Source organism: Actinomycetospora termitidis, from assembly GCF_030286555.1.
GTDB lineage: Bacteria > Actinomycetota > Actinomycetes > Mycobacteriales > Pseudonocardiaceae > Actinomycetospora > Actinomycetospora termitidis.
In genome coordinates this window covers 442,606-463,184 of the sequence record NZ_JASVWF010000003.1, presented here as the reverse complement: position 1 = coordinate 463,184, position 20,579 = coordinate 442,606, and the positions used below count along the sequence as shown (strand labels likewise).

Genomic DNA, 20,579 nt, shown 5'->3' with positions numbered 1-20,579 from the left:
GCGGAACGGTGGCACTCGAGCAGACCGGGTCGCGGGCGAACGGCCGGACGGCGGGCGAGGCCCGGTCCGACCCCGGGTCCGACCCGCGCGCCGAGCTCGCCCGGCGCCGCGCCGCGGCCGAGGCGATGGGCGGCGAGGACGCGCTCGCCCGGCACCGGGCCTCCGGCCGGCTCCCGGTCCGCGAGCGGGTGGCACTGCTCGTCGACGAGGGCAGCTGGTTCGAGATCGGTGCGCTCGCCGAGCCCGAGATCCGGCGGGACAAGCCGGTACCGGGCGACGCCGTCGTCACCGGCTTCGGGTTGCTCGACGGCCGCCGGGTCGGCGTGGTGGGCATCGACGCCACCGCCGTCGCGGGCACCACGGCCCCGATCAGCATGCGCAAGCAGGGGCGGCTGATCGAGCACGCGCAGCGCGGCGGCTTCCCGCTCGTGCTGCTCTGCGACGCCGACGGGGGCCGGATGCCCGACGTCATGGGCTGGCGCTTCTCCGGCCTGCCCCTGGACTTCACCAGCTTCCTCGGTGCCACCGACGGCTCCCCGGCCGTGCCGCGGGCCGCCGCCGTGCTCGGGCCCTCCTACGGCGACTCCGCGCTGCATGCCTCGACCGCGCACTTCGTCGTGATGACCCAGGGCGCCTCGGTGGCGCTCTCCGGACCGTCGGTGGTCGAGCCGGCGATCGGCGAGCGGGTCAGCGACGACGAGCTCGGCGGGCCGGCCGCCGCGACCGCGGCGGGCAACGCCCACCTCGTCGTCGCCGGGGAGCAGGACGCGCTCGACGCGATCGCCGCGTTCCTGTCCTACCTGCCGTCGAACGCCGCCCTGCCCGCCCCGGTCACCACGGCGCAGGACCCGGCGCGGGACCCGGCCGGGCTCGCCGACCTGGTGCCCGCCGGTGCGCGCTCGGGCTATGACATGCGCCAGGTGCTCGCCGCGGTCGCCGACGCCGACAGCGTGCTGCCGTGGGCCGACGGGTGGGGCTCGAGCCTGCTCTGCGCCCTCGCCCGGATCGAGGGGCGGCCCGTCGGGCTCGTCGCGAACCAGCCCCTGGTCCGGGCCGGCGCGCTCGACCCGGCGGCGCTGGCAAAGGAGCACGACTTCGTCGACCTCTGCGACACCTTCGGGCTGCCGCTGGTGTTCCTGCACGACGTCCCCGGCCTGATGATCGGCCGCCAGGCCGAGCAGGGCGGCATCCTCGCCGCCTACGAGCGCACCGTCTCGCGGATCGCCCGGGCACAGGTCCCGCGGGTCGGGGTCGTGCTGCGCAAGGCCTACGGCGGCGGGCACTTCGCCATGGGCGGCCGGCCCACCCGGCCCGACTTCCTCTTCGCGTGGCCCGGCGCGGAGATGGGCTTCATGGCGCCCGAGACCGGGGTGCGCACGGTGCACCGCCGGGCGCTGGACCGGCTGCACGCCGAGGAGGGCCCGGCGGCCCGCGACGCCCGGGCGGCGGAGCTGACCGTCGAGTGGCGGGCGGAGTCCGAGCCCTGGGAGGCCGCGGCCCACCTCTCGCTCGACGACGTCATCGACCCGTCCGCCACCCGCTCGACGATCGCGTCGGCGATCGACGTCGCGTGGGGCGAACGGCCGCAGCGCGTGGGGCACCGGGGAGGACGTCCGTGAGCGACCTGACGGAGATCACGCTGGCCGACCACGGCGCGGTGGCCGTGGTGACGATCGACCGGCCCGAGAAGCTCAACGCGCTCGGTGTCGACTTCTGGCCGCAGCTGCGCGAGGTCCTCGCCCGGCTCGAGGCCGACGGCACCACCCGCGCGGTGGTGCTGACCGGCGCCGGGGAGAAGGCGTTCTCCGCGGGCGGGGACATCGCCGGGTTCGGCGACCTCGACGGGATCGCCGCCCGGCGGGCGTTCCAGGCCGAGTGCCTGCGCACCTTCGCCGCCGTCGAGGAGTGCGCGCTCCCGGTGATCGCCGCGGTCAACGGCTACGCGTTCGGCGGCGGGTGCGAGCTCGCGCTGGCCTGCGACCTCGTGCTCGCCTCCGACCGGGCCACCTTCGCGATGCCGGAGAGCGGCATCGGCCTCGTGCCCGGCTTCGGGGTGCTGCGCGCGCCCGCCGTCATCGGCCGGCACTGGACGAAATGGATGGTGCTCGCGGGCGAGCGGATCGACGCCGAGCAGGCCGAGCGCATCGGCCTGGTGCAACGCCGGGTGCCGCACGACGAGCTGCTCGACGCCGCCCTCGCGCTGGGGGAGCGGGTCGCGGCTGCGGCGCCGCTGGCCGTCGAGGTGGGGAAACGGATGATCAACCGCGGGATCGACACGGGCGAGACGAGCTGGTCGCTGGACGCGATCACGCTGTTGCAGTCCTCCGAGGACACCGCCGAGGGCATCGCCGCGTTCGCCCAGAAGCGCCCGCCGCGCTTCGAGGGGCGGTGAACCCCGTGGTGGAGCCCTTCGTCGCCCTGATGCGCCGCTACGTCGTCGACTACACCAACCGCGCCGACCTCGCCGTCTGCGACGAGATCATGGAACCGGACTACGTGCTGCGGATGGGCCCGCACGTGCTCGCCGGCCGCGACGACGCCTACAAGCCCGCCACCCGCCGCCAGCTCGAGCAGTTCCCGGGCCTCGTCCTCACGGTGCACGACGTGATCACCGACGGGCAGCGGCTCGCCCTGCACTTCAGCGAGCACGGTGCGTCCGCCCGCCACGAGGGCCGCGCCGCGGTGTGGGGCGGCATCGGCCTCTACACCTGGAACGGCACCCGGCTCACCGCGAACCGGGTCGAGCAGGACTACCAGGCGCGTCGCCGCCAGCTCGCCGACGGCGTCCCCGACGTCGTCCCGCCGCCTACCCTCGCGCCGTGGGACACCACGGCGGTGCCCGCCGACCCAGACACCGAGCGGGTGGTCCGGGCGTGGGCGGCGGCCGGGCTGCCGCCGGTGGGCGACGTCGTCGTCGACGACGGCCGGGCCGCCGACGTGCTGGTGGACCCCGGGGAGGTCACCGTCGACGACGTCGTCGTCGCCGGCCCGCGGGCCGCCGTGCACGTCACCGTCCGCGGCCCGCACCGCGGCGACGAGCACCCCGGGGCGGCGGCCACGCTGCACGCGGCGGCGCTGGTCGACGTCGAGGGCGGCCGGGTCGCGCGGGGCCGGGTGATCCGCGACCGGCTCGGCCTCGCCCGCTCCTTCACGACGGCGGGTGCGCGATGACCCGCGTCGGGCTCTACCTCGACCTGCGGGTGCCCGCCGGGCAGGACGCCGCGGGCGTGTACCGCCGGACCCTCGACCGCGTCGCCGCGGCCGAGGACCGCGGGCTCGCCGCCGTCTGGCTGACCGAGCACCACGGCTTCGCCGACGGCTACCTCCCCGCGCCGCTGACGATGGCGGCGGCGCTCGCCGCCCGCACCCGGCGCGTCCGCATCGGCACCGGGGTGGTGATCGCTCCGCTGGTGCCCGTCGAGACCCTCGCCGAGCAGGCCGCCGTCGTCGACCTCGTCTCCGGCGGGCGTCTCGAGCTCGGTCTCGGCGCCGGGTGGCGGGCCGAGGAATTCACCCGCGTCGGCGCGGACCACCGCACCCGCTACGACGTCCTCGAGCAGCAGCTCGCCCGGCTCCCGGCGCTCTGGGCCGACGGGGCCGCGACCCCTGCCCCGGCGCAGGACCCGCTGCCCACGTGGGTCGGCGCCCGCGGACCGCGCGGCGCCCGGCTCGCCGGCCGGGCCGGCGCCGGGCTGCTCTGGCTCGACCCCGACCTGCTCGGCCCGTACCGCGAGGGGCTCGCGGCCGGCGGCCACGACGGGGAGACGGGCCGGGTCGGCGGGCTGGTCAACCTCTTCCTGGCCGACGACCCCGAGGCGGCGAAGACCCGGCTGCGCGAGGCCGCGGGCCGCAACCGGGCGTCCTACCGCGGCAACGACGAGGCCTCGAAGAGCTCGGGCGACGCGACCTTCCCCCGCCTGAAGGTCCGGACCGGCCCGGACGCGGTCGCCGCCGTCCGCGAGCAGCTCGCCGCGTTCGGGGAGATGCCGGTGACCGACGTGTTCTGCTTCGCCGACCTCGGCGGCCTGCCCGACGACCTCGTCGAACGGCACCTCGAGCTCGTCACCGACGTCCTGACGCCGGGGCTCGCGGCGGTGGCGGTCCCGTGACCCCCACCGACCTGCCCGACGACCTCCTCGCTCCCGAGGCCGTCGCCGACCCCGCCGCCGTCGCCGCCGTGCTCCGCGAGCACGACCCGGTGCACTGGAGCCCGACCCACCGGTCCTGGCTGCTCACGCGCTACGACGACATCGTGGCCGCGTTCCGCAACCCGGCCCTGTCGTCGGACCGGGTCCGCCCGGTCCTCGCACGCCGAGAGGGGCGCGGACCGAGCGCCGAGCACCGGGTGCTCTCGCTGATCAGCGACTGGATGGTGGTCAGCGACCCGCCGGCGCACACCCGCCTGCGCCGCCTGGCCGGTGGCGCCTTCAAGCAGCAGCAGATCGCGGCGATGGGCGAGCGCATCCAGGCCCTCGTCGACGAACTCGTCGACGCGTTCCTGACGACAGGTCCGGGCGACCTCGTCGCGGGCGTCGCCTACCCGCTGCCCGCGACGGTGATCGCCGAGATGCTCGGGGCGCCGCGCGCCGACCGCGACCGCTTCCGCGAGTGGTCCGACGAGCTCGCCCTCGTCGCGTTCGGCACCGGCGGCGAGGCCCGCGCCGACCGCCACGCCCGCGCGCTGCGGGGCCTGGAGGAGATGGCCGCGTACTTCCGCGACCTCGTCGCCGACCGCCGCCGCGACCCGGCCGGGGACATGCTGTCGGCGATGATCGCCGGCGAGTCGACGGGGCCCGGGGACGAGGAGGGCCTCACCGACGACGAGCTCGTCGGGATGTGTGCCCTGCTGCTCTTCGCCGGCCACGAGACCACGACCAACGCGATCGCCAACGCCGTCCGGCTGCTCACCGCCGACCCCGCGCTGCGCGACCGCGTGGCCGCCGACCCCGACCTCGTCGCGCCGGCCGTGGAGGAGGCGCTGCGGCTGCAGGGCCCGATCAAGGTCCTGGTGCGGTGGGTGGTGGCCGACCACGACCTGCGCGGGCGGACCATCCGCGCGGGGGAGCGCGTGCAGCTGGTCCTGCCGGGCGCCAACCGCGACCCGGAGCGGTTCCGAGACCCCGACGTCCTCGACCTGCACCGCGAACGCAACCAGCACCTCGCGTTCGGCCGGGGCATCCACGCCTGCATCGGCGCCCAGCTCGCCCGGCTCGAGACCCGGCACGCCGTCGGCACCGTGCTGCGCCGGCTCCCCGGCCTGCGCGTCACCGCCGAGCCGGACTGGATCCCGACGCTCGCCTCCCGTGCGGCGGGCTCGCTGCCGGTCACGTTCGACGCCGCCCCCGTCGGGGGCCGGCGGTGAGAGCCCCGGTGACCACGCTGGCCGAGCTCGTCGACGCCGCGGCCGCCGACGACGCGGACCGCGAGGCGCTCGTCTTCGCCGACGGCGAGCGGCTGACCACGGGGGCACTCGCCGCGCGGTCGGAGGAGCTGGCCACCGGCCTGCTCAGCGCCGGCGTCGGACCGGGGGACCGGGTGGCCCTGCTGCTCCCCGCGTCCGCCGACCTGGTCGCGCTGCTGCTCGCGGTGACGCGGGTCGGCGCGGTCGCCGTCCCGGTCAACGCCCGGTACCGCGCCGGGGAGGTCCACCACGTGCTGGCGCACTCGGGGGCCGCGCTCGTGGTCACCGCCGCACCGGCGCCCGGGACGCCGGACCTCCCGGCGCTCGCCGCTGCGGCACAGGACTCCGGGCCGACCCCGGAGCTCCGTGCCCACCTCGACGTCGCCGACCTGCGCGGCCGCACGGACCCGGCTGCGGTCGCCGCCGCGACGGCGGGCACCCGCGTCCGCGACGCCGCCGTCCTCGTCTACACCTCCGGCACCACCGCGGCGCCGAAGGGTGCGCTGATCTCCCACGAGGCGCTGGTCCGGCTCGCCGCCGGCATCGCCGAGCGCATGGCGCTGACCTCGGACGACCGCGTCTGGACGGCGATCCCCCTCTTCCACGGCGGCGGCATCACGTTCACCGTCGCTTCCCTGACCGCGGGCGCTGCCTTCGTCCACCCGGGCTGGTTCGACCCGGCCACCACCCCGGCGCTGCTCGAGACTGAGCGGATCACCGTGGCGCTGGCGGCCTTCGAGACGATCTGGATGCCGGTCCTCGACGCCCCCGACACCCCGGACCGGGACCTGTCGGCGATCCGCCTCGTCATGGCGGTCGGGGTGCCCGAGCGGCTGCGGACGATGGCGCAGCGGCTGCCGCGGGCGGTGCACGTCTCGTGCGTGGCGATGACCGAGTCCTCGGCGTTCCTCGCCCTCGGCCGCCTCGACGACCCGCCCGAGGCACGCCTGACGACGGGGGGCCATCCGATGCCCGGGATGAGCTGTCGCGTCGTGGACCCCGACACGGGCGCCGACGTCCCGGCCGGCGTCCCCGGTGAGCTGCTCTTCCGCGGGCCCACCGCGTTCGACGGCTACTTCCGCGATCCGGCCGCGACCGCCGCGACGATCGACGCGCAGGGCTGGGTCCACACCGGCGACCTCGTCACCCTCGACGACGACGGCCGGCTGACCTTCCGCTCGCGGCTCAAGGACATGCTCAAGGTCGGCGGCGAGAACGTGTCCGCCGCGGAGATCGAGAACCACCTGCTGACCCACCCCGCCGTCGGGGTCGTCGCCGTGGTCGCCGCCCCAGACGCGCGCTACGTCGAGGTCCCCGCCGCGTTCGTGCAGCTCGCACCCGGGGCGCGGGTCACCGCCGAGGAGCTGGTCGCGCACTGTGTCGGGGCGGTCGCGAGCTTCCGGGTCCCCCGCTACGTCCGCTTCGTCTCCGACTGGCCGATGTCCGGCACGAAAGTTCGCAAGGTCGAGTTGCGGGAGCGCATCGCGGCGGACCTCGCCACGGCCGGCGTCACCGAGGCCCCGCGGCCGCCGGCGGTGTCCGCGTGAGCAGCCTCGTCGGCTGGCGGGTCCCGGGCGGGACCAGCCGCGTGGACGGGTACGAGAACCTGCTGCTCCACGACGCGGTGCGGGCACCCCGCTCGCCCGCCCCGCACCCGATCTGGGCGTTCCTCGCTCCGCAGCGCGGCATGGGCCTGTCGCTCGGCGAGCTGTTCGACGTCCTGGGCACCCCGCTCGACGCCGGGCCGGTGCTGGGCTCGTTCGCCGCGCGGTTGCACGCGCCGCTGCGCCTCGGCGCCGACCACACGGTCACCGGGGAGGTCACGTCGGTCGTCCGGCGCGCGAGCCGCGTGCTCGGTCCGTTCGACGAGGTCACGCTCGTCCTCGAGCTCCGCCGGGAGAGCCCGGTGATCACCGCGACCTACGGCTTCCTGCTCCCGCGCCGGGACGCCTCGGACCCCGCGCCGTCCGGCCCGACCCGTCGTCGGGAAGGCCCCGAGGGGACGGCGGGGGAGCCGATCACGGTCCGCGCGGAGGAGATGAAGCTCCTGGCGCTGCTGCTGCGCGACCCCAACCCGATCCACCTCGACGCCGACGCCGCGGCGGCCCTCGGGTTCGGGCCCGCCGTCGTGAACCAGGGGCCGGCGAACCTCGCGTACGCGCTCACCCACCTCGTCCGGTCCCGGCCCGGCGAGCGCCTCGTGGCGTTCGACGCCCGGTTCCACGCCACCGTCGTCGCCGGCGACGTCGTGCGCCCGGTGTGCGACGCGACCGGGGCCTTCGCCCTGCTCGGCGCCGACGACCGGCCCGCGGTGCGCGGACACGCCGAACTCGTGGCCGCGTCCGGCGGCCCGGACCCGGAGGGAGCGTCATGGGACGTGTCGAGGGCAAGGTCGCCCTGATCAGCGGAGCGGCTCGCGGGCAGGGGCGGTCGCACGCGCTGCGGCTCGCCGAGGAGGGTGCGGACGTCGTCCTGCTGGACGCCTGCGCACCGATCGCGTCGGCGCCGATCGACATGCCGTCGTCGGCCGAGCTCGAGCGCACGGCCGACGAGGTCCGGGGCCTCGGCCGCCGGGCGCTCGCCCACGTGGTCGACGTCCGCGACAGCGGCGGGCTGGCGAAGGTGGTCGACGACGCGGTCGCCGCGTTCGGTGGGATCGACGTGGTGTGCGCGAACGCCGGGATCTTCCCGACCGCCCCCGCGCTGGAGACCGACGACGCGATGTGGGAGGAGACCCTGGCGATCAACCTGACCGGGGTGTTCCGGACGGTGCGCGCGGCGCTGCGGCCGATGGTGGACGCGGGGCGCGGCGGTTCGGTGATCGTCACGAGCTCGACGGCGGGACTCAAGGGCGTGCCGAACACGGTCGCCTACTCGGCGTCGAAGCACGGCGTGGTCGGCGTGGTCCGGGTGCTCGCCAACGAGATGGCACGCCACCACATCCGGGTCAACTCGGTGCACCCCACCGGCGTCGACACGGCGATGATCCGCAACGAGGCCACCTACCGGCTCATGGTGCCGGGCGAGGAGCACCCGACCTCGGCGCAGGCCGAGCCGGTCTTCGCCTCGATCAACGCGCTGCCCGTGCCCTGGGTGGAGGCGTCGGACGTCAGCGCCGCGGTGCTCTGGCTCGCCTCCGACGAGTCCCGGTTCGTCACCGGGATCGCGCTCCCCGTGGACGCGGGAGCCACCCAGAAGTAGCCGCCGCCCGTTGTGATCAGGACCACGCGGGCGATAGCCTACCGATCGTTTGGTACTCGTTCGACGACGACGGGTGGTGTGGCCGGTGGCCCTCGACGACGCGACCTCGGACCTGGTGGCGCAGCTCGCCGCGAGCGGGATGCCGCCGATCCAGGAGATGACCCCCGAGCAGGCCCGCGGGCTCGGTCCGGCGCTCGCCGAGATGTACGGGCCGGGTCCGGCGGTGGCCCGGGTCGAGGAGCCCGCCGACGCGCCGGTGCCGGTCCGGGTGATCACCCCGGAGGGCGCGGCGCGCGGAGTGGTCGTCTACTTCCACGGCGGCGGCTGGGTGATCGGTGCCCTCGACGAGTTCGACCACCTCGGTCGGGTCCTCGCGAACCGGACCGGCTGCGTCGTGGTGCTCGTCGACTACCGCCTCGCACCCGAGCACCGCTACCCGACCGCGGTCGAGGACGCGTGGGCCGCGCTGGGTTGGGTGGACGCCCACCTCGACGAGCTCGCCGGCGCCCGGGTGCCGCTGGTGGTGGCGGGTGACTCCGCGGGCGGCAACCTGTCCGCGATCGTCGCGCGCCGCGCCCGTGACGCCGGTGGCCCGGCCCTGGCCGCGCAGGTGCTCGTCTACCCCGTCACCGACGCCGACGTCGACCGCCCGTCCTACGTCGACCCGGAGAACCAACTGCTGGTCAACCGGGACAGCATGATCTGGTTCTGGGACCACTACGCCCCCGACGCGGCGGTCCGGTCCGACCCGGACGCCTCGCCGCTGCACGCGCCCGACCTCGCCGGCCTCCCGCCGGCGGCGGTGCTGCACGCCCCGCACGACCCGTTGCTCGACGAGGGCGTCGCCTACGCCGACCGGCTCGCCGAGGCCGGGGTCGAGGTGACCCGGCTGCTCGTCCCGGGTCAGATGCACGGCTTCTTCACGATGGTCGGCGTGCTGCCCGGCGCGGCCGTCGGCATGGACTTCGTGGTCGGCGAGATCGACCGCCACCTCAGCGCCGTGACCGCCTGAACCTCCCGCGAAAGGTGGGCCCATGTCCGTCCCGTCCCCCCGCCCCGCGACCGTGACCACCGTCGACGCCCTCGTCGTCGGCGCCGGCCTCGCCGGGTTGTACATGCTCCACCGGCTGCGCGGCCTGGGGCTCGACACCGTCGTCGTCGAGGCCGGCGACGGCGTCGGCGGCACCTGGTACTGGAACCGCTACCCGGGCGCCCGCTGCGACGTGGAGAGCCTGGAGTACTCGTACTCGTTCTCCACCGAGCTCGAGCAGGAGTGGGAGTGGACCGAGAAGTACCCGACGCAGCCGGAGATCCTCCGCTACGTCGAGCACGTCGCCGACCGCTTCGGGCTGCGCGACGGGGTCCGGCTCTCCACCTCGGTGACCGCCGCGCACTGGGACGACGCCCGCGGACGCTGGCACGTCACCACCGACGCCGGGGACGCCTACGACGCCGAGCAGCTCGTCATGGCCACCGGCTGCCTGTCGATGGCGAAGACCCCGGAGGTGCCGGGGACCGACTCGTTCGCGGGGCGGACCTTCCACACCGGGCACTGGCCCCACGAGAAGGTGGACTTCACCGGCCGCCGCGTCGCCGTCATCGGTACCGGGTCGTCGGGCATCCAGACGATCCCGATGATCGCCGAGGAGGCCGCCGAGCTGACGGTCTTCCAGCGCACCCCGAACTTCTCCATGCCGGCGTCGAACCGGCCGCTGGACCCGGCGGACCAGGCCGAGCGCAAGCGGACCTACCGCGAGCACCGGCAGGCGGCGCGGACCTCCGGCTTCGGGGTGCCGGTGGAGGCGGCGACGCAGTCCGCGCTCGAGGTGTCCGACGCCGAGCGCGACGCGCGCTACGAGGCGGCGTGGGGCGTCAACCTCGTCGGGCTGCTCAGCTCCTACACCGACACGATCGTCGACCGTGCGGCCAACGACACCGCCGCGGAGTTCGTCCGGCGCAAGATCCGCGAGACCGTGACCGACCCGCAGGTCGCCGAGACGCTCTCGCCCCGCGACCACCCGTTCGGCACCAAACGGCCCTGCCTGGACACGAACTACTACGCGACCTACAACCGCGACCACGTGCACCTGGTGGACCTGAAGGCGACGCCGCTGGCCGAGATCACGCCACGGGGGGTGCGCACCTCGGAGCGCGAGTACGAGGTGGACGACCTCGTGTTCGCCACCGGGTTCGACGCCATGACCGGGGCGCTGCTCGCGATCGACGTCGTCGGCCGGGACGGCGCGACGCTGCGCGAGCGGTGGGCCGACGGGCCGACGACGAACCTGGGGCTGCAGGTGGCTGGGTTCCCGAACCTGTGGATGATCACCGGGCCGGGCAGCCCGTCGGTGCTCTCGAACATGATGGTGTCGATCGAGCAGCACGTGGACTTCGTCGCCGACTGCCTCGCCTACGCGCACGATCGCGGCGAGACGGTGGTCGAGTCGACGCCCGAGGCCGAGACCGAGTGGACCGAGCACGTCCGCGTCGTCGGCGAGGCGACGCTCTACCCGCAGGCGAACTCCTGGTACATGGGCTCCAACGTGCCCGGGAAACCGCGGCGCTTCATGGCCTACATCGGCGGGGTCGGGGCCTACCGGGAGCACTGCGACGACCTCGCCGCCCGCGGCTACCCGGGCTTCGCGTTCTCGACGCCGCGGGCGGTTCCGGCCCCGGCCTGAGCGGCGGCCCTACGATCCGCGCCATGACGACGAGGGTGCTGGTCACCGGGGCGAGCATCGCGGGGCCCGCGCTGGCGCACTGGCTGCACCGGTGGGGCGCCGAGGTGACCGTGGTGGAGCGGGCGCCGGGGCTGCGGCCGGGCGGCCAGGCGGTGGACGCGCGCGGGGTGACCCGGGAGGTCATCCGGCGCATGGGGCTGGATGCGCCCGTCCGCGCCGCCCGCACGGAGACGGCGGGTGCGCACACGGTGGCCGCGGACGGCACCGTGCTGGAGACCCACCGCGCGGACGACCACGGCGGCGACGGGTACATCGCCGAGATCGAGATCCTGCGCGGCGACCTGTCGCAGGTGCTGTTCGACGCCACCCGCGACGGCGTCGAGTACGTCTTCGGGGACCGGATCGCCGAGCTCACCCAGGACGCCGACGGGGTCGACGTGACCTTCGCCGGCGGGAACCGGCGGCGCTTCGACCTGGTGGTCGGGGCGGACGGGCTGCACTCGGCGCTGCGCGCCTCGGTCTTCGGGCCGCACGAGCGGTTCGTGCGCCACCTCGGGCTCGTCCTGGCGTTCTACAGCGTGCCCAACGAGTTCGGGCTGGACCGCTGGCTGCTCGAGTACCAGGACCAGGCGTCCGGGCGCTCGGCGCTCCTGCGTCCCATCCGGGACGCCACGCGGGCGATGGCCATGTTCTCGTTCCCGGCCGCAGAGTTCGCCGTCGACCACCGCGACGTCGACGCGCAGAAGCGCCTGCTGCGCGAGCGGGTCGCCGACCTCGGCTGGGAGACGCCGCGCATCCTCGCCCACCTCGACGAGACCCCGGACTTCTACCTCGACCAGGTCGCCCAGGTGGTCATGGACCGCTGGTCGAGCGGCCGGGTGGGCCTACTGGGGGACGCGGCGTGCAGCGCGTCGCCGATGTCCGGGCAGGGGACCGGGATCGCCCTGGTCGGCGCGTACCTGCTGGCCGGGGAGCTGGCCGCCGCCGGCTGGGACCCGGAGGTCGGGTTCGCCCGCTACGAGGAGCGGATGCGCCCGTTCGTCGAGGCGAACCAGGAGATCGGACGGATGCACGTCGAGAGTCTGCAGGCGCCCGACCCGGACGTCGGGCCACCGCCGGAGCCCGACATGGAGGCGCTGACCGCGCTCGTCGAGCGGGCGATCAACGGGGTCGAGCTGCCGGACTACGGGACACTCCCCGCATGACGAAGTTCCGGGTCCACCTGATGACCGACCTCACGCGGCTCGACGAGGACGGACTCGCCGACCTCCTCGAGCGTCTCGTGGAGGTCGGCGGGGTCCCGACCGTCCCCTTCGGGGTCCTCGAGGTCACCGGCAGCACGACGGCGGAGGACGCGCGGGCGGCGGTGGACGAGGTCGGCCGTGTCCTGGAGCGCGCCCTGCACGCGATGAACCGTCCGTGTCGCGTGATCGGGGTGCAGGCCGGCGAGGTCGGGCCCTACGGCTCCTGACGGTCCCGGGTCAGCGCCAGCCGAGCTCCGGCGCGAGGTGGGTCAGCACGCTCTCGAGGACGTGGGCGTTGTAGTCCACACCGAGCTGGTTCGGCACCGTGAGCAGCAGCGTGTCCGCGGCCGCGATCGCCTCGTCCTCGGCGAGCTCGGCGATCAGCTTGTCGGGCTCGCCGGCGTAGGTCTTCCCGAACCGCGCGTTGCCGCCGTCGAGGTGGCCGACCTGGTCGGTCGAGTGCCGCTCGCGCCAGAACAGCTGCTTGTCGAGGTCGGAGACGATCGGGAAGACGCTGCGGCTGACGGACACCCTGGGTGTCCCTGCGTGCCCGGCTGCGGTCCAGGCATCGCGATAGCGCTGGATCTGCTCGGCCTGCAGGCGGTGGAACGGCACGCCGGTGTCCTCGGTGAGCAGCGTCGAGCTCATGAGGTTCATGCCCTGCTCGCCGGCCCACTCGGCCGTCGCGCGGCTGCCCGCGCCCCACCAGATGCGCTCGCGCAGCCCCTCCGAGTACGGCTCGATCCGCAGCAGCCCGGGCGGGTTCGCGAACATCGGCCGCGGGTTCGGCTGCGCGAAGCCCTCGCCCTTCAGCGCCTCGAGGAAGATCCGCGTGTGCTCGCGCGCCATGTCGGCGTCGGTCTGCCCCTCGGTGGGCGCGTACCCGAAGTAGCGGTAGCCGTCGATGACCTGCTCGGGGGAGCCGCGGCTGATCCCGAGCTGCAGTCGTCCGCCCGCGATGAGGTCGGCGGCGCCGGCGTCCTCGGCCATGTAGAGCGGGTTCTCGTAGCGCATGTCGATGATCCCGGTGCCCAGCTCGATGCGGCTGGTCCGCGCGCCGGCGGCAGCCAGCAGCGGGAACGGCGAGGCGAGCTGCTGGGCGAAGTGGTGCACCCGGAAGTAGGCGCCGTCGGCGCCCAGCTCCTCGGCCGCGACCGCCAGGTCGATCGACTGCAGCAGGGAGTCCCGCGCCGACCGCACCATCGAGTGCGACGACGGCGACCAGTGCCCGAACGAGAGGAACCCGATCTTCTTCACGGTTGAAGGAACAACATGAAGCACGAGCGCATTCCTCGCGCCGAGTAAGGGGTATAAAGCCTCTATGGAGATGTCGAGGACGTTCGAGACCGACGCCGGGACGATCCGATGGGAGCGGTTCGGTGAGGGCGAGCCCATCGTGCTCGTCCACGGCACGCCGTACTCGTCGTACCTGTGGCGGGACGTCGCCCCGGCGCTGGCGGGCCGCCACACGGTCCACGTGTTCGACCACCTCGGGTACGGCGCCTCCGAGAAGCGGGAGGGCCAGGACCTCTCGATCGCCGCGCAGGCCCGACGGTTCACGGAGCTGGTCGGGCACTGGGGGCTGGACGCGCCGCGGGTGGTGGCGAACGACATCGGCGGCTCGATCGTGCTCCGCGCGCACCTGCTGGAGGGCCTCGCCGTCCGCGACCTGACGATCTTCGACGCCGTCAGCGGTGGGGCCTGGGAGCGTGGGCTGTTCGCGCTGATGCGGGAGAACCCCGAGGTGTTCGCCGCCCTCCCGCCGTACGCGCACGAGGCGCTCGTCGGGGCACACCTCGACAACGCCACGGCCCGTGGCTACCGACCGGGCGTGCGGGAGGCGTTCCTCGCCCCGTGGCGCGGCGAGGAGGGGCAGGCGGCCTACTACCGGCAGTACCGCCAGCTCGCGCAGGCCGACACGGAGCCCTACGAGCACCTCCTCGGCTCGATCGAGGTCCCCGTGACGCTGCTGTGGGGCACGGAGGACCGCATCCTCCCGCCGGAGTACGGCACCTGGCTGCACGAGCGGATCCCGCACTCGACGTTGACCTGGATCGAGGGTGCGGGGCACCTGCTGCAGGAGGACGCGCCGGGGCAGCTGGTGGCGGCCCTCCTCCGGTGACGATGCGGTGCTGCCACGGAAGGGTGTGGGCGGCGCGATGAGTCCGAGCGGGCGGGGGAGTCGTACGGACATGACACGCGTGGAGATGCTCGAGGACGTCGCCGCGGAGCGGCTCGACCTGGCCGACGAGTTGGAGGACCTCACCGACGACGAGTGGGCCACGCCGTCGTTGTGCGCCGGATGGACCGTGCGCGACGTGGTGGCGCACCTGACCATGTCGACCCGCACGAGCGTCCCCCGGGTCGCCCGGGCGGTGCTGCGGGCCCGGGGCGACGTCGACCGCGCGTTCGCGGACGAGGCCCGGGAACGCGCCCGGTCCTTCACCCCCGCCCAGCTGATCGCGCAGCTACGGGAGATGGCGCACGTCGACCGGCGGCTGCGGATCTCCGGCCCGCTGGACCCGCTCAACGACCTGCTGGTGCACCGCCAGGACATCGCAGTGCCCCTCGGACACCCGACGGACGTCCCCGCGGCGCGGGTCGAACCGTGCCTGGACCACACCTGGGCCGCCCCGTTCGTGGGTGCGGCGAGGCGCTTCGCCGGGCTGCGGCTCGTCGCCACCGACTGCGCGTGGACCCGGGGCGACGGGCCCGAGCTGCGCGGCCCGGCGTCGGGAATGCTCCTGGCGCTCAACGGTCGCGTGGCCGGCCTGGACCGTCTCGACGGTCCGGGCCTCGAGGAGGCCCGGACCCGATACTGACCGGGTGTTCGCGACGATCCACCACGTGCAGCTCGCCATGCCGGCCGGCCGGGAGGACGAGGCCCGGACGTTCTTCGTCGGGGCGCTCGGGATGATCGAGGTCGACAAGCCGCCGGTCCTCGCCGCCCGGGGTGGGGCCTGGTTCCGGGGCGGCGGCGTCGAGCTGCACCTGGGGGTGGAGGAGCCGTTCGCCCCCGCGCGGAAGGCCCACCCGGGCCTCGTCGTGGACGACATCGCCGAGGCGGCGCGACGGGTGGCGACGACCGGTCGGGACGTCGCGTGGGACACCGACTTCCCGGGCTTCCGCCGCTTCTACGCCCACGACCCGTTCGGCAACCGGCTCGAGTTCCTGCAGCCGCTGTGACGGCGGACCTGCGTGCGCTGCCGAAGGCCCACCTGCACGTCCACCTCATGGGCTCGATCCGCCCGTCGACGTACGTCGAGCTCGGCGGGATGCGGGAGTTCCCCGCCCGGTACGACACCTGGCCCGGGTTCGTCGCCGCGTACCGGGCGACGAAGGAGGTGCTGCGCCGCCCCGACGACCTGCATCGACTCGTCGTCGAACTGGTGGAGGACTCGGCGGCCGACGGGGCGGTGTGGACCGAGGTGAGCATCTCCCCGTCGGGACGGCACCGGGCGCTCACCGGCTCGGACGAGGCGACGATGGAGATCGTCTGCGACGCGGTGACGACGGCGGGGTCCGCGGCCGGGATCGTCGTCGGGATCGACCGGGAGCGCGACGCCGCCGACCCGGACCGGATGGCGCTGCTGGCGGCGGCATGGGCCGACCGCGGGGTGGTCGCGCTCGGGATCGCCGGCGACGAGACCGAGCCGATCGCCCCCTTCGCGCGGGCGGCGGCGATCGCCCGCGACGCCGGCCTGCTGGTCGTGCCGCACGCCGGCGAGCTGTGCGGGCCGGAGTCGATCCGGGAGGACCTCCGGGTGCTGCGGCCCGACCGGTTGATGCACGGCGTGCGGGCGGTCGAGGACCCGACGCTCGTCCGTGAGCTCGCCGACCGCGGGATCGCCCTCGACGTGGCCGTGAGCTCGAACGTCGCGCTCGGTGTCGCGCCGTCGGTCGCCGACCACCCGCTGCCCGCCCTCGTGCGCGCCGGGGTGCCCTGCTCCGTCAACGCCGACGACACGCTGCTCTTCTCGACGACGCTCGCGCGGGAGTACGAGATCGCCCGGGACCTCGGCCTGTCCGACGACGAGCTCGCCGGGATCGCGCACGCCTCGATCGCCGGGGCGGCCGCGCCCGCAGCGGTGCGGGACGCGGCACGGGCCGGCGTCCGGGTGTGGCGTGCTGCGGCGGCTCATGGTCCGTCGCGGCTGGTGTAGGTGTGGCCGGTGGGGGTCGTCGTCTGCACGGTGTGCGGCTGGTCGCCGAGGCCGTCGTCGATGAGGTCGGTGGACCAGCCGGGCAGCTCTTTGACCTGGTTGCCGCGCACACAGGTACGCCGGCCGTTGCCGAGGCTGGTCGGGCCCCCGGCGGTCTTGCCGCGGATGTGGTCGGTGTGTCGGGCGGGGGCTCCGCAGTACGGATCCCGGCAGCGGCCGTGGTCGCGGTGGTGGATCAGGGTGGCGAGGAACCCGTCGAACAGCCGCCGTTGGGGGTCACCGCCGACGAGGCGTCCGGAGCGGGGGTGGGTGAACAGCCGCCGCCACCACTTGCGGCCCTGGGTGCTGTTGAGCAGGTCGGCGACGATCCCGGCGGGTAGTGGCCCGTAGCCGACGACCTCGCCGGTGGTGTCGCTGTCGGGGTCGGTGAGGGCGTCGAGGGGGAGCACGATCCCGACCTCGACGGTGACGTCCTCGGCGAAGGCCTGCCCGGTGATCCGCTCGACCAGGGTGTCGGCCACGATCTGGTCCCGGCTGCGCCCCTCGGCGTCCCGACCGGCGATCAACGTGTCCGCGTGCTTGCGGAGCGCGGTGATGCAGGCGACGCCCTGCTCGACCGGCAACAACCCCGACAGCACGGACATGGTGTCCGGCGCGGGGCGCAGCGTGACCCGCCGCTGCGTGCGGGCGGTCCGCCCACGTTGGGTGAACCCGGCCGGGTCGGCCTCATAGGCCAACCGCTTGATGGTGGCCTCGGCCTGGAACCGGCTCTGGGTCTCGATCCCGGAGGCGGCGATCTGCTTGTCGACGAGTCGGCGGGTGTCGGGGTCGAGGTGGCTGGTCCAGGACACCACCAGCTCGGCGACCCGCTCCGAGACCCGACCGGCCGCGAGCAGGGCCCGCGTGCACGGCAGGTCGTCGGCCAGCGCCTGGGCGACCCCCAACCGGCGGGACCCGACCGTGGGTGAGACGTGGCAGGCCAGCGCGATCTGGTCGGCGATGCCTGTGCCGACATCGCGGGGGTCGAGTTCGTGGGCGGCGACCAGGTCGGCCTGGACTTCGATGTGGGCTTTGGCGAAGGCGACCATCTCGGTGTGTTGGGCGGCGGCCAGCGCGGCGCGGGTCTGTTCGAGCAGCGCGATCCGGTCGATCCGGGCGGCGTCGGTGATTCCGCGCGACGGGTCGGTGGCGGTGTCGGCGAGTTCGGCGAGGCGGGTGAGCAGCGCGGTCAGCTCCATGCTGACCGCGTCCCCACCATCGTCCGAACTCATGTTCGAAGGATAGCGCGATCCTCCGACAATCACGTCGCCATCGACAGCAACGCGGCATCCGGTGACCTAGCGGCGCTCGTACCCCCGGCGCGCCCAGAGATAGCCGCCGACGCCGATGACCACGCACCATCCGAGGGCGAGGAGCCACGTCGACGTCGGCACGGGCGCGGCGAGCAGGAGCCCGCGGAGCGTCTCGGTGACCGGGGTGAAGGGCTGGTACTCGGCGAACACGCGCAGCGAGCCGGGCATGGAGTCGGTCGGGACGAAGCCCGACCCCAGGAATGGCAGCAGCGTGAGCGGCAGCCCGACGTTCGACGCCGTCTCCACGGAGTCGGCCGCCAGCCCCATGGCCACGGCCAACCACGTCAGGGCGGCACCGAACACGATCACCAGGCCGAGCACGCCCGCCCAGTCGGCGGGCCCGGCGTCCGGGCGGAACCCGATCGCTACCGACACCCCGAGCACCACGACGACGCCGAGCACGACCTGCAGCAGCCCGCCCAGGACGTGCCCGGCGAGCACCGACGGTCGGAAGATCGCCATGGTGCGGAACCGGGCGATGATGCCCTCGCTCATGTCCTGGGCCACGGAGATGATCGGGCCCTGCACCACGCTCGCGACCGTCATGGCGAGCACGCCGGGCACCACGTAGTCGACGTAGGACGACCCTCCCAGTCCGCCCGACAGCGTCCCGCCGAGCACGAACACGAAGAGGAGGAGGAAGACCACCGGGAGCCCGACGAGCATCACGGTGAGGGAGGGGTAGCGGCGGATCCGGCGGAGCTGCCGGCGCGACATCGTCCAGACGTCGGCGACGGGCGCGGTGGCGGCGGTCATGACGTGACCTTTCCGGTCAGGGTGAGGAAGACGTCGTCGAGATCGGGCGTGTGGACCGACAGGTCGACCGCGACGAGGCCGGCCGTCTCGAGGACGTCGACCACCTCGCGGACGGCGCCGAAGCCCTCGCCGGGGACGCGGACGGAGAGCGTGGCGGGGTCGGTCACCGCGGCCGGGAGGACGGATCCGGCCCGGGCCACGTCGTCGGGATCGGCGAAGCGCAGCCGCACGTGCCCGCCCCCGACCCGCCGTTTGAGCTCCTCGGGCGTCCCCTCGGCGACGATCCGCCCGCCGTCGAGGACGGCGACGCGCTCGGCGAGCTGGTCGGCCTCCTCGAGGTACTGGGTGGTCAGCAGGACGGTGACCCCGTCCGCGGCGAGTTCGCGGACCAGGTCCCACAGCGCCCGGCGGGTCCGCGGGTCGAGCCCGGTGGTCGGTTCGTCGAGGAACAGGATCTCCGGTCGACCCATCAGCCCCATCGCGAGGTCGAGCCGGCGCCGCATCCCGCCCGAGTAGGTCGACGCTGGGCGGCCCGCGGCGTCGACGAGGTCGAAGCGGCGCAACAGCTCCGTCACGCGGGCCCGTCCGGAGCGCCCCAAGTGGTGGAGGTCGGCCATCAGCTGCAGGTTCTCGCGCCCCGTGAACAGGTCGTCGACGGCGGCGAACTGGCCCGTCACGCCGATGGCGCGGCGGACGGCGTCGGGTTCCGACGCCGGGTCGTGCCCGGCGACCCGCACCGACCCGGCGTCGGGAAGGAGCTGGGTGGCGAGGATGCGGACGGTGGTCGTCTTGCCCGCCCCGTTCGGGCCGAGCAGCGCGAACACCGCACCGCGACGGATCTCCAGGTCGAGCGATTCCAGGACGGTGTGGTCGTCGAAGGCCTTGCGCAGGCCGCGGACGAGGACGGCGGGGGTCATACGGTCTCCTCGGCAGGGGTGTCCGCGTGGCGCAGGACGATGTCGCCCAGCGAGGTCCGGGCGCGGACCGCGGCGGTCTCGCCCGCGTCGCCCGGCGCCGCGACCTCGTCGAGCCGGTTGTCGATGCGTCCGAAGCGGGTGGAGACGTCGAGGTGGGCGGCGCTGCCGCGGCGCAGCGCGAGCTCCACACGGCCGTTGCTGGTCTCGACGTCGACCTCGCCGCGCGCGATGCCGTCGACGACGACGTCCCCGTTGGCCGTCCGGGCCTGCACGTCCGAGCCGGGATCGGTGACGGTGATGTCGCCGTTCGCGGACCGGGCGGTGACCACGGCCCCGGCGCCGCCCACCACGGTCGGACCGTTGTTGTTCGTGACGGCGACCCGGCCACCGACCCGGCCGACCTGGATGCGGCCGGTGCCGGCGAGCGTGGCGTCGTGCTCGACGCGGCCGATCGTCATCGTCCCCGTGGTCGACAGCTCGGCGTCGGAGACCACGTCCAGGGCGAGGGCCCCGACGGACGTCTTGACCCGGCACGCGCCGAGGCGACCGGTGGTGCGGACGTCCAGGACCTGGGCCTCGGCCTTCACGGCCGACCCCGCAGGGAGGTCGACGGTGACGTCGATGCTGCCGCCCCCGCTCGTCGGGCTGAAGCGGCGCATCAGCCGGGCGCCGGTGATCGTCAGCGTGGTGCCGGTCAGGTCGACCCGGGTGCGCTCGGCGGCAGCGAGGTCGTCGTCGTTCCCGAGGTCGCTCGGGGTCACGACCACCACGGTGTCCTCGCGGTCGGAGGCGCGGACGGTCAGGTCCGCCGAGACCGCGGTCAGGGCCAGCTCGACGGGGCCGGGGGTGTCGTAGTGGGTCATG

At 74.6% G+C, this 20,579-nt stretch carries 21 protein-coding genes; 16 read left to right on the top strand and 5 right to left on the bottom strand.

What is annotated here, in order from left to right; all coding sequences use genetic code 11:
- The first annotated feature begins 8 nt into the window (after nucleotides 1-8).
- From QRT03_RS15655 to QRT03_RS15600, 12 genes are all read left to right on the top strand, one after another.
- The gene (locus tag QRT03_RS15655) at nucleotides 9-1,619 is read left to right on the top strand and encodes an acyl-CoA carboxylase subunit beta (RefSeq protein ID WP_286053830.1); all 1,611 of its coding nucleotides are present in this window, start codon (nucleotides 9-11) and stop codon (nucleotides 1,617-1,619) included.
- The gene (locus tag QRT03_RS15650) at nucleotides 1,616-2,392 is read left to right on the top strand and encodes an enoyl-CoA hydratase/isomerase family protein (protein WP_286053829.1); all 777 of its coding nucleotides are present in this window, start codon (nucleotides 1,616-1,618) and stop codon (nucleotides 2,390-2,392) included. The genes QRT03_RS15655 and QRT03_RS15650 overlap by 4 nt, the downstream gene beginning before the upstream one ends.
- Before the next feature lie 5 nt (nucleotides 2,393-2,397).
- Entirely contained in the window at nucleotides 2,398-3,171 is a 774-nt protein-coding gene (locus tag QRT03_RS15645) for an ester cyclase (protein ID WP_286053828.1), read from the top strand.
- Nucleotides 3,168-4,109 (top strand): LLM class flavin-dependent oxidoreductase, encoded by a 942-nt coding sequence (locus QRT03_RS15640; protein WP_286053827.1) that lies wholly within the window; start codon nucleotides 3,168-3,170, stop codon nucleotides 4,107-4,109. The genes QRT03_RS15645 and QRT03_RS15640 overlap by 4 nt, the downstream gene beginning before the upstream one ends.
- The gene (locus QRT03_RS15635) at nucleotides 4,106-5,362 is read left to right on the top strand and encodes a cytochrome P450 (RefSeq protein ID WP_286053826.1); all 1,257 of its coding nucleotides are present in this window, start codon (nucleotides 4,106-4,108) and stop codon (nucleotides 5,360-5,362) included. The genes QRT03_RS15640 and QRT03_RS15635 overlap by 4 nt, the downstream gene beginning before the upstream one ends.
- Before the next feature lie 8 nt (nucleotides 5,363-5,370).
- Nucleotides 5,371-6,948: a class I adenylate-forming enzyme family protein gene (locus QRT03_RS15630; protein WP_286053825.1), complete on the top strand. Its 1,578-nt coding sequence runs from the start codon at nucleotides 5,371-5,373 to the stop codon at nucleotides 6,946-6,948.
- Complete coding sequence (locus QRT03_RS15625; RefSeq protein ID WP_286053824.1) at nucleotides 6,945-7,802, top strand: MaoC/PaaZ C-terminal domain-containing protein; 858 nt, start codon at nucleotides 6,945-6,947, stop codon at nucleotides 7,800-7,802. The genes QRT03_RS15630 and QRT03_RS15625 overlap by 4 nt, the downstream gene beginning before the upstream one ends.
- Nucleotides 7,772-8,602, top strand: coding sequence for a mycofactocin-coupled SDR family oxidoreductase (locus QRT03_RS15620; RefSeq protein WP_286053823.1), 831 nt, complete (start codon nucleotides 7,772-7,774; stop codon nucleotides 8,600-8,602). Before QRT03_RS15625 ends, QRT03_RS15620 begins: the two co-directional genes overlap by 31 nt.
- Nucleotides 8,603-8,687: 85 nt before the next feature.
- A complete protein-coding gene (locus QRT03_RS15615; protein ID WP_286053822.1) occupies nucleotides 8,688-9,614 on the top strand; it encodes an alpha/beta hydrolase in 927 nt (308 codons plus the stop codon).
- Nucleotides 9,615-9,636: 22 nt separating this feature from the next.
- Complete coding sequence (locus QRT03_RS15610; RefSeq protein WP_286053821.1) at nucleotides 9,637-11,283, top strand: flavin-containing monooxygenase; 1,647 nt, start codon at nucleotides 9,637-9,639, stop codon at nucleotides 11,281-11,283.
- A 23-nt stretch (nucleotides 11,284-11,306) separates the two neighbouring features.
- Complete coding sequence (locus QRT03_RS15605; RefSeq protein ID WP_286053820.1) at nucleotides 11,307-12,488, top strand: FAD-dependent monooxygenase; 1,182 nt, start codon at nucleotides 11,307-11,309, stop codon at nucleotides 12,486-12,488.
- Nucleotides 12,485-12,754, top strand: coding sequence for a hypothetical protein (locus QRT03_RS15600; RefSeq protein ID WP_286053819.1), 270 nt, complete (start codon nucleotides 12,485-12,487; stop codon nucleotides 12,752-12,754). The genes QRT03_RS15605 and QRT03_RS15600 overlap by 4 nt, the downstream gene beginning before the upstream one ends.
- A 10-nt stretch (nucleotides 12,755-12,764) precedes the next feature.
- On the opposite strand, the gene QRT03_RS15595 is transcribed toward QRT03_RS15600, so the two are convergent.
- On the bottom strand, nucleotides 12,765-13,784 hold the full coding sequence (locus QRT03_RS15595; RefSeq protein WP_286053818.1) for an LLM class flavin-dependent oxidoreductase: 1,020 nt from the start codon (nucleotides 13,782-13,784) through the stop codon (nucleotides 12,765-12,767).
- Nucleotides 13,785-13,854: 70 nt separating this feature from the next.
- On the opposite strand from QRT03_RS15595, the gene QRT03_RS15590 reads away from it, so the two are divergent.
- From QRT03_RS15590 to add, 4 genes are all read left to right on the top strand, one after another.
- A complete protein-coding gene (locus QRT03_RS15590; protein ID WP_286053817.1) occupies nucleotides 13,855-14,649 on the top strand; it encodes an alpha/beta fold hydrolase in 795 nt (264 codons plus the stop codon).
- Nucleotides 14,650-14,719: 70 nt separating this feature from the next.
- Nucleotides 14,720-15,349: a maleylpyruvate isomerase family mycothiol-dependent enzyme gene (locus QRT03_RS15585; protein ID WP_286053816.1), complete on the top strand. Its 630-nt coding sequence runs from the start codon at nucleotides 14,720-14,722 to the stop codon at nucleotides 15,347-15,349.
- A gap of 4 nt (nucleotides 15,350-15,353) precedes the next feature.
- Nucleotides 15,354-15,713 carry a VOC family protein gene (locus QRT03_RS15580; protein ID WP_286053815.1) on the top strand — a complete coding sequence of 120 codons (360 nt, stop codon included), beginning with the start codon at nucleotides 15,354-15,356 and terminating at the stop codon, nucleotides 15,711-15,713.
- On the top strand, nucleotides 15,710-16,690 hold the full coding sequence (gene add, locus QRT03_RS15575; RefSeq protein WP_286053814.1) for an adenosine deaminase: 981 nt from the start codon (nucleotides 15,710-15,712) through the stop codon (nucleotides 16,688-16,690). Before QRT03_RS15580 ends, add begins: the two co-directional genes overlap by 4 nt.
- Here add and QRT03_RS15570 read toward each other — a convergent pair.
- The 4 genes from QRT03_RS15570 to QRT03_RS15555 form a co-directional block, all read right to left on the bottom strand.
- Nucleotides 16,666-17,961 carry a DUF222 domain-containing protein gene (locus QRT03_RS15570; protein ID WP_286053813.1) on the bottom strand — a complete coding sequence of 432 codons (1,296 nt, stop codon included), beginning with the start codon at nucleotides 17,959-17,961 and terminating at the stop codon, nucleotides 16,666-16,668. The two genes, add and QRT03_RS15570, sit on opposite strands and share 25 nt — an antisense overlap.
- A 66-nt stretch (nucleotides 17,962-18,027) precedes the next feature.
- Nucleotides 18,028-18,798, bottom strand: coding sequence for an ABC transporter permease (locus tag QRT03_RS15565; RefSeq protein WP_286053812.1), 771 nt, complete (start codon nucleotides 18,796-18,798; stop codon nucleotides 18,028-18,030).
- Complete coding sequence (locus tag QRT03_RS15560; RefSeq protein WP_286053811.1) at nucleotides 18,795-19,715, bottom strand: ATP-binding cassette domain-containing protein; 921 nt, start codon at nucleotides 19,713-19,715, stop codon at nucleotides 18,795-18,797. Before QRT03_RS15560 ends, QRT03_RS15565 begins: the two co-directional genes overlap by 4 nt.
- The gene (locus QRT03_RS15555; RefSeq protein WP_286053810.1) at nucleotides 19,712-20,578 is read right to left on the bottom strand and encodes a DUF4097 family beta strand repeat-containing protein; all 867 of its coding nucleotides are present in this window, start codon (nucleotides 20,576-20,578) and stop codon (nucleotides 19,712-19,714) included. The genes QRT03_RS15560 and QRT03_RS15555 overlap by 4 nt, the downstream gene beginning before the upstream one ends.
- Nucleotide 20,579 lies beyond the last annotated feature (1 nt).

Bases quoted from the DNA above. Each gene is read 5' to 3' on its own strand.
- QRT03_RS15640 (WP_286053827.1), top strand. From the start codon at position 3,168: ATGACCCGCGTCGGGCTCTACCTCGACCTGCGGGTGCCCGCCGGGCAG.
- QRT03_RS15620 (WP_286053823.1), top strand. From the start codon at position 7,772: ATGGGACGTGTCGAGGGCAAGGTCGCCCTGATCAGCGGAGCGGCTCGC.
- QRT03_RS15610 (WP_286053821.1), top strand. From the start codon at position 9,637: ATGTCCGTCCCGTCCCCCCGCCCCGCGACCGTGACCACCGTCGACGCC.
- QRT03_RS15605 (WP_286053820.1), top strand. From the start codon at position 11,307: ATGACGACGAGGGTGCTGGTCACCGGGGCGAGCATCGCGGGGCCCGCG.
- QRT03_RS15600 (WP_286053819.1), top strand. From the start codon at position 12,485: ATGACGAAGTTCCGGGTCCACCTGATGACCGACCTCACGCGGCTCGAC.
- QRT03_RS15590 (WP_286053817.1), top strand. From the start codon at position 13,855: ATGTCGAGGACGTTCGAGACCGACGCCGGGACGATCCGATGGGAGCGG.
- QRT03_RS15585 (WP_286053816.1), top strand. From the start codon at position 14,720: ATGACACGCGTGGAGATGCTCGAGGACGTCGCCGCGGAGCGGCTCGAC.
- QRT03_RS15570 (WP_286053813.1), bottom strand. From the start codon at position 17,961: ATGAGTTCGGACGATGGTGGGGACGCGGTCAGCATGGAGCTGACCGCG.
- QRT03_RS15565 (WP_286053812.1), bottom strand. From the start codon at position 18,798: ATGACCGCCGCCACCGCGCCCGTCGCCGACGTCTGGACGATGTCGCGC.
- QRT03_RS15560 (WP_286053811.1), bottom strand. From the start codon at position 19,715: ATGACCCCCGCCGTCCTCGTCCGCGGCCTGCGCAAGGCCTTCGACGAC.
- QRT03_RS15555 (WP_286053810.1), bottom strand. From the start codon at position 20,578: ATGACCCACTACGACACCCCCGGCCCCGTCGAGCTGGCCCTGACCGCG.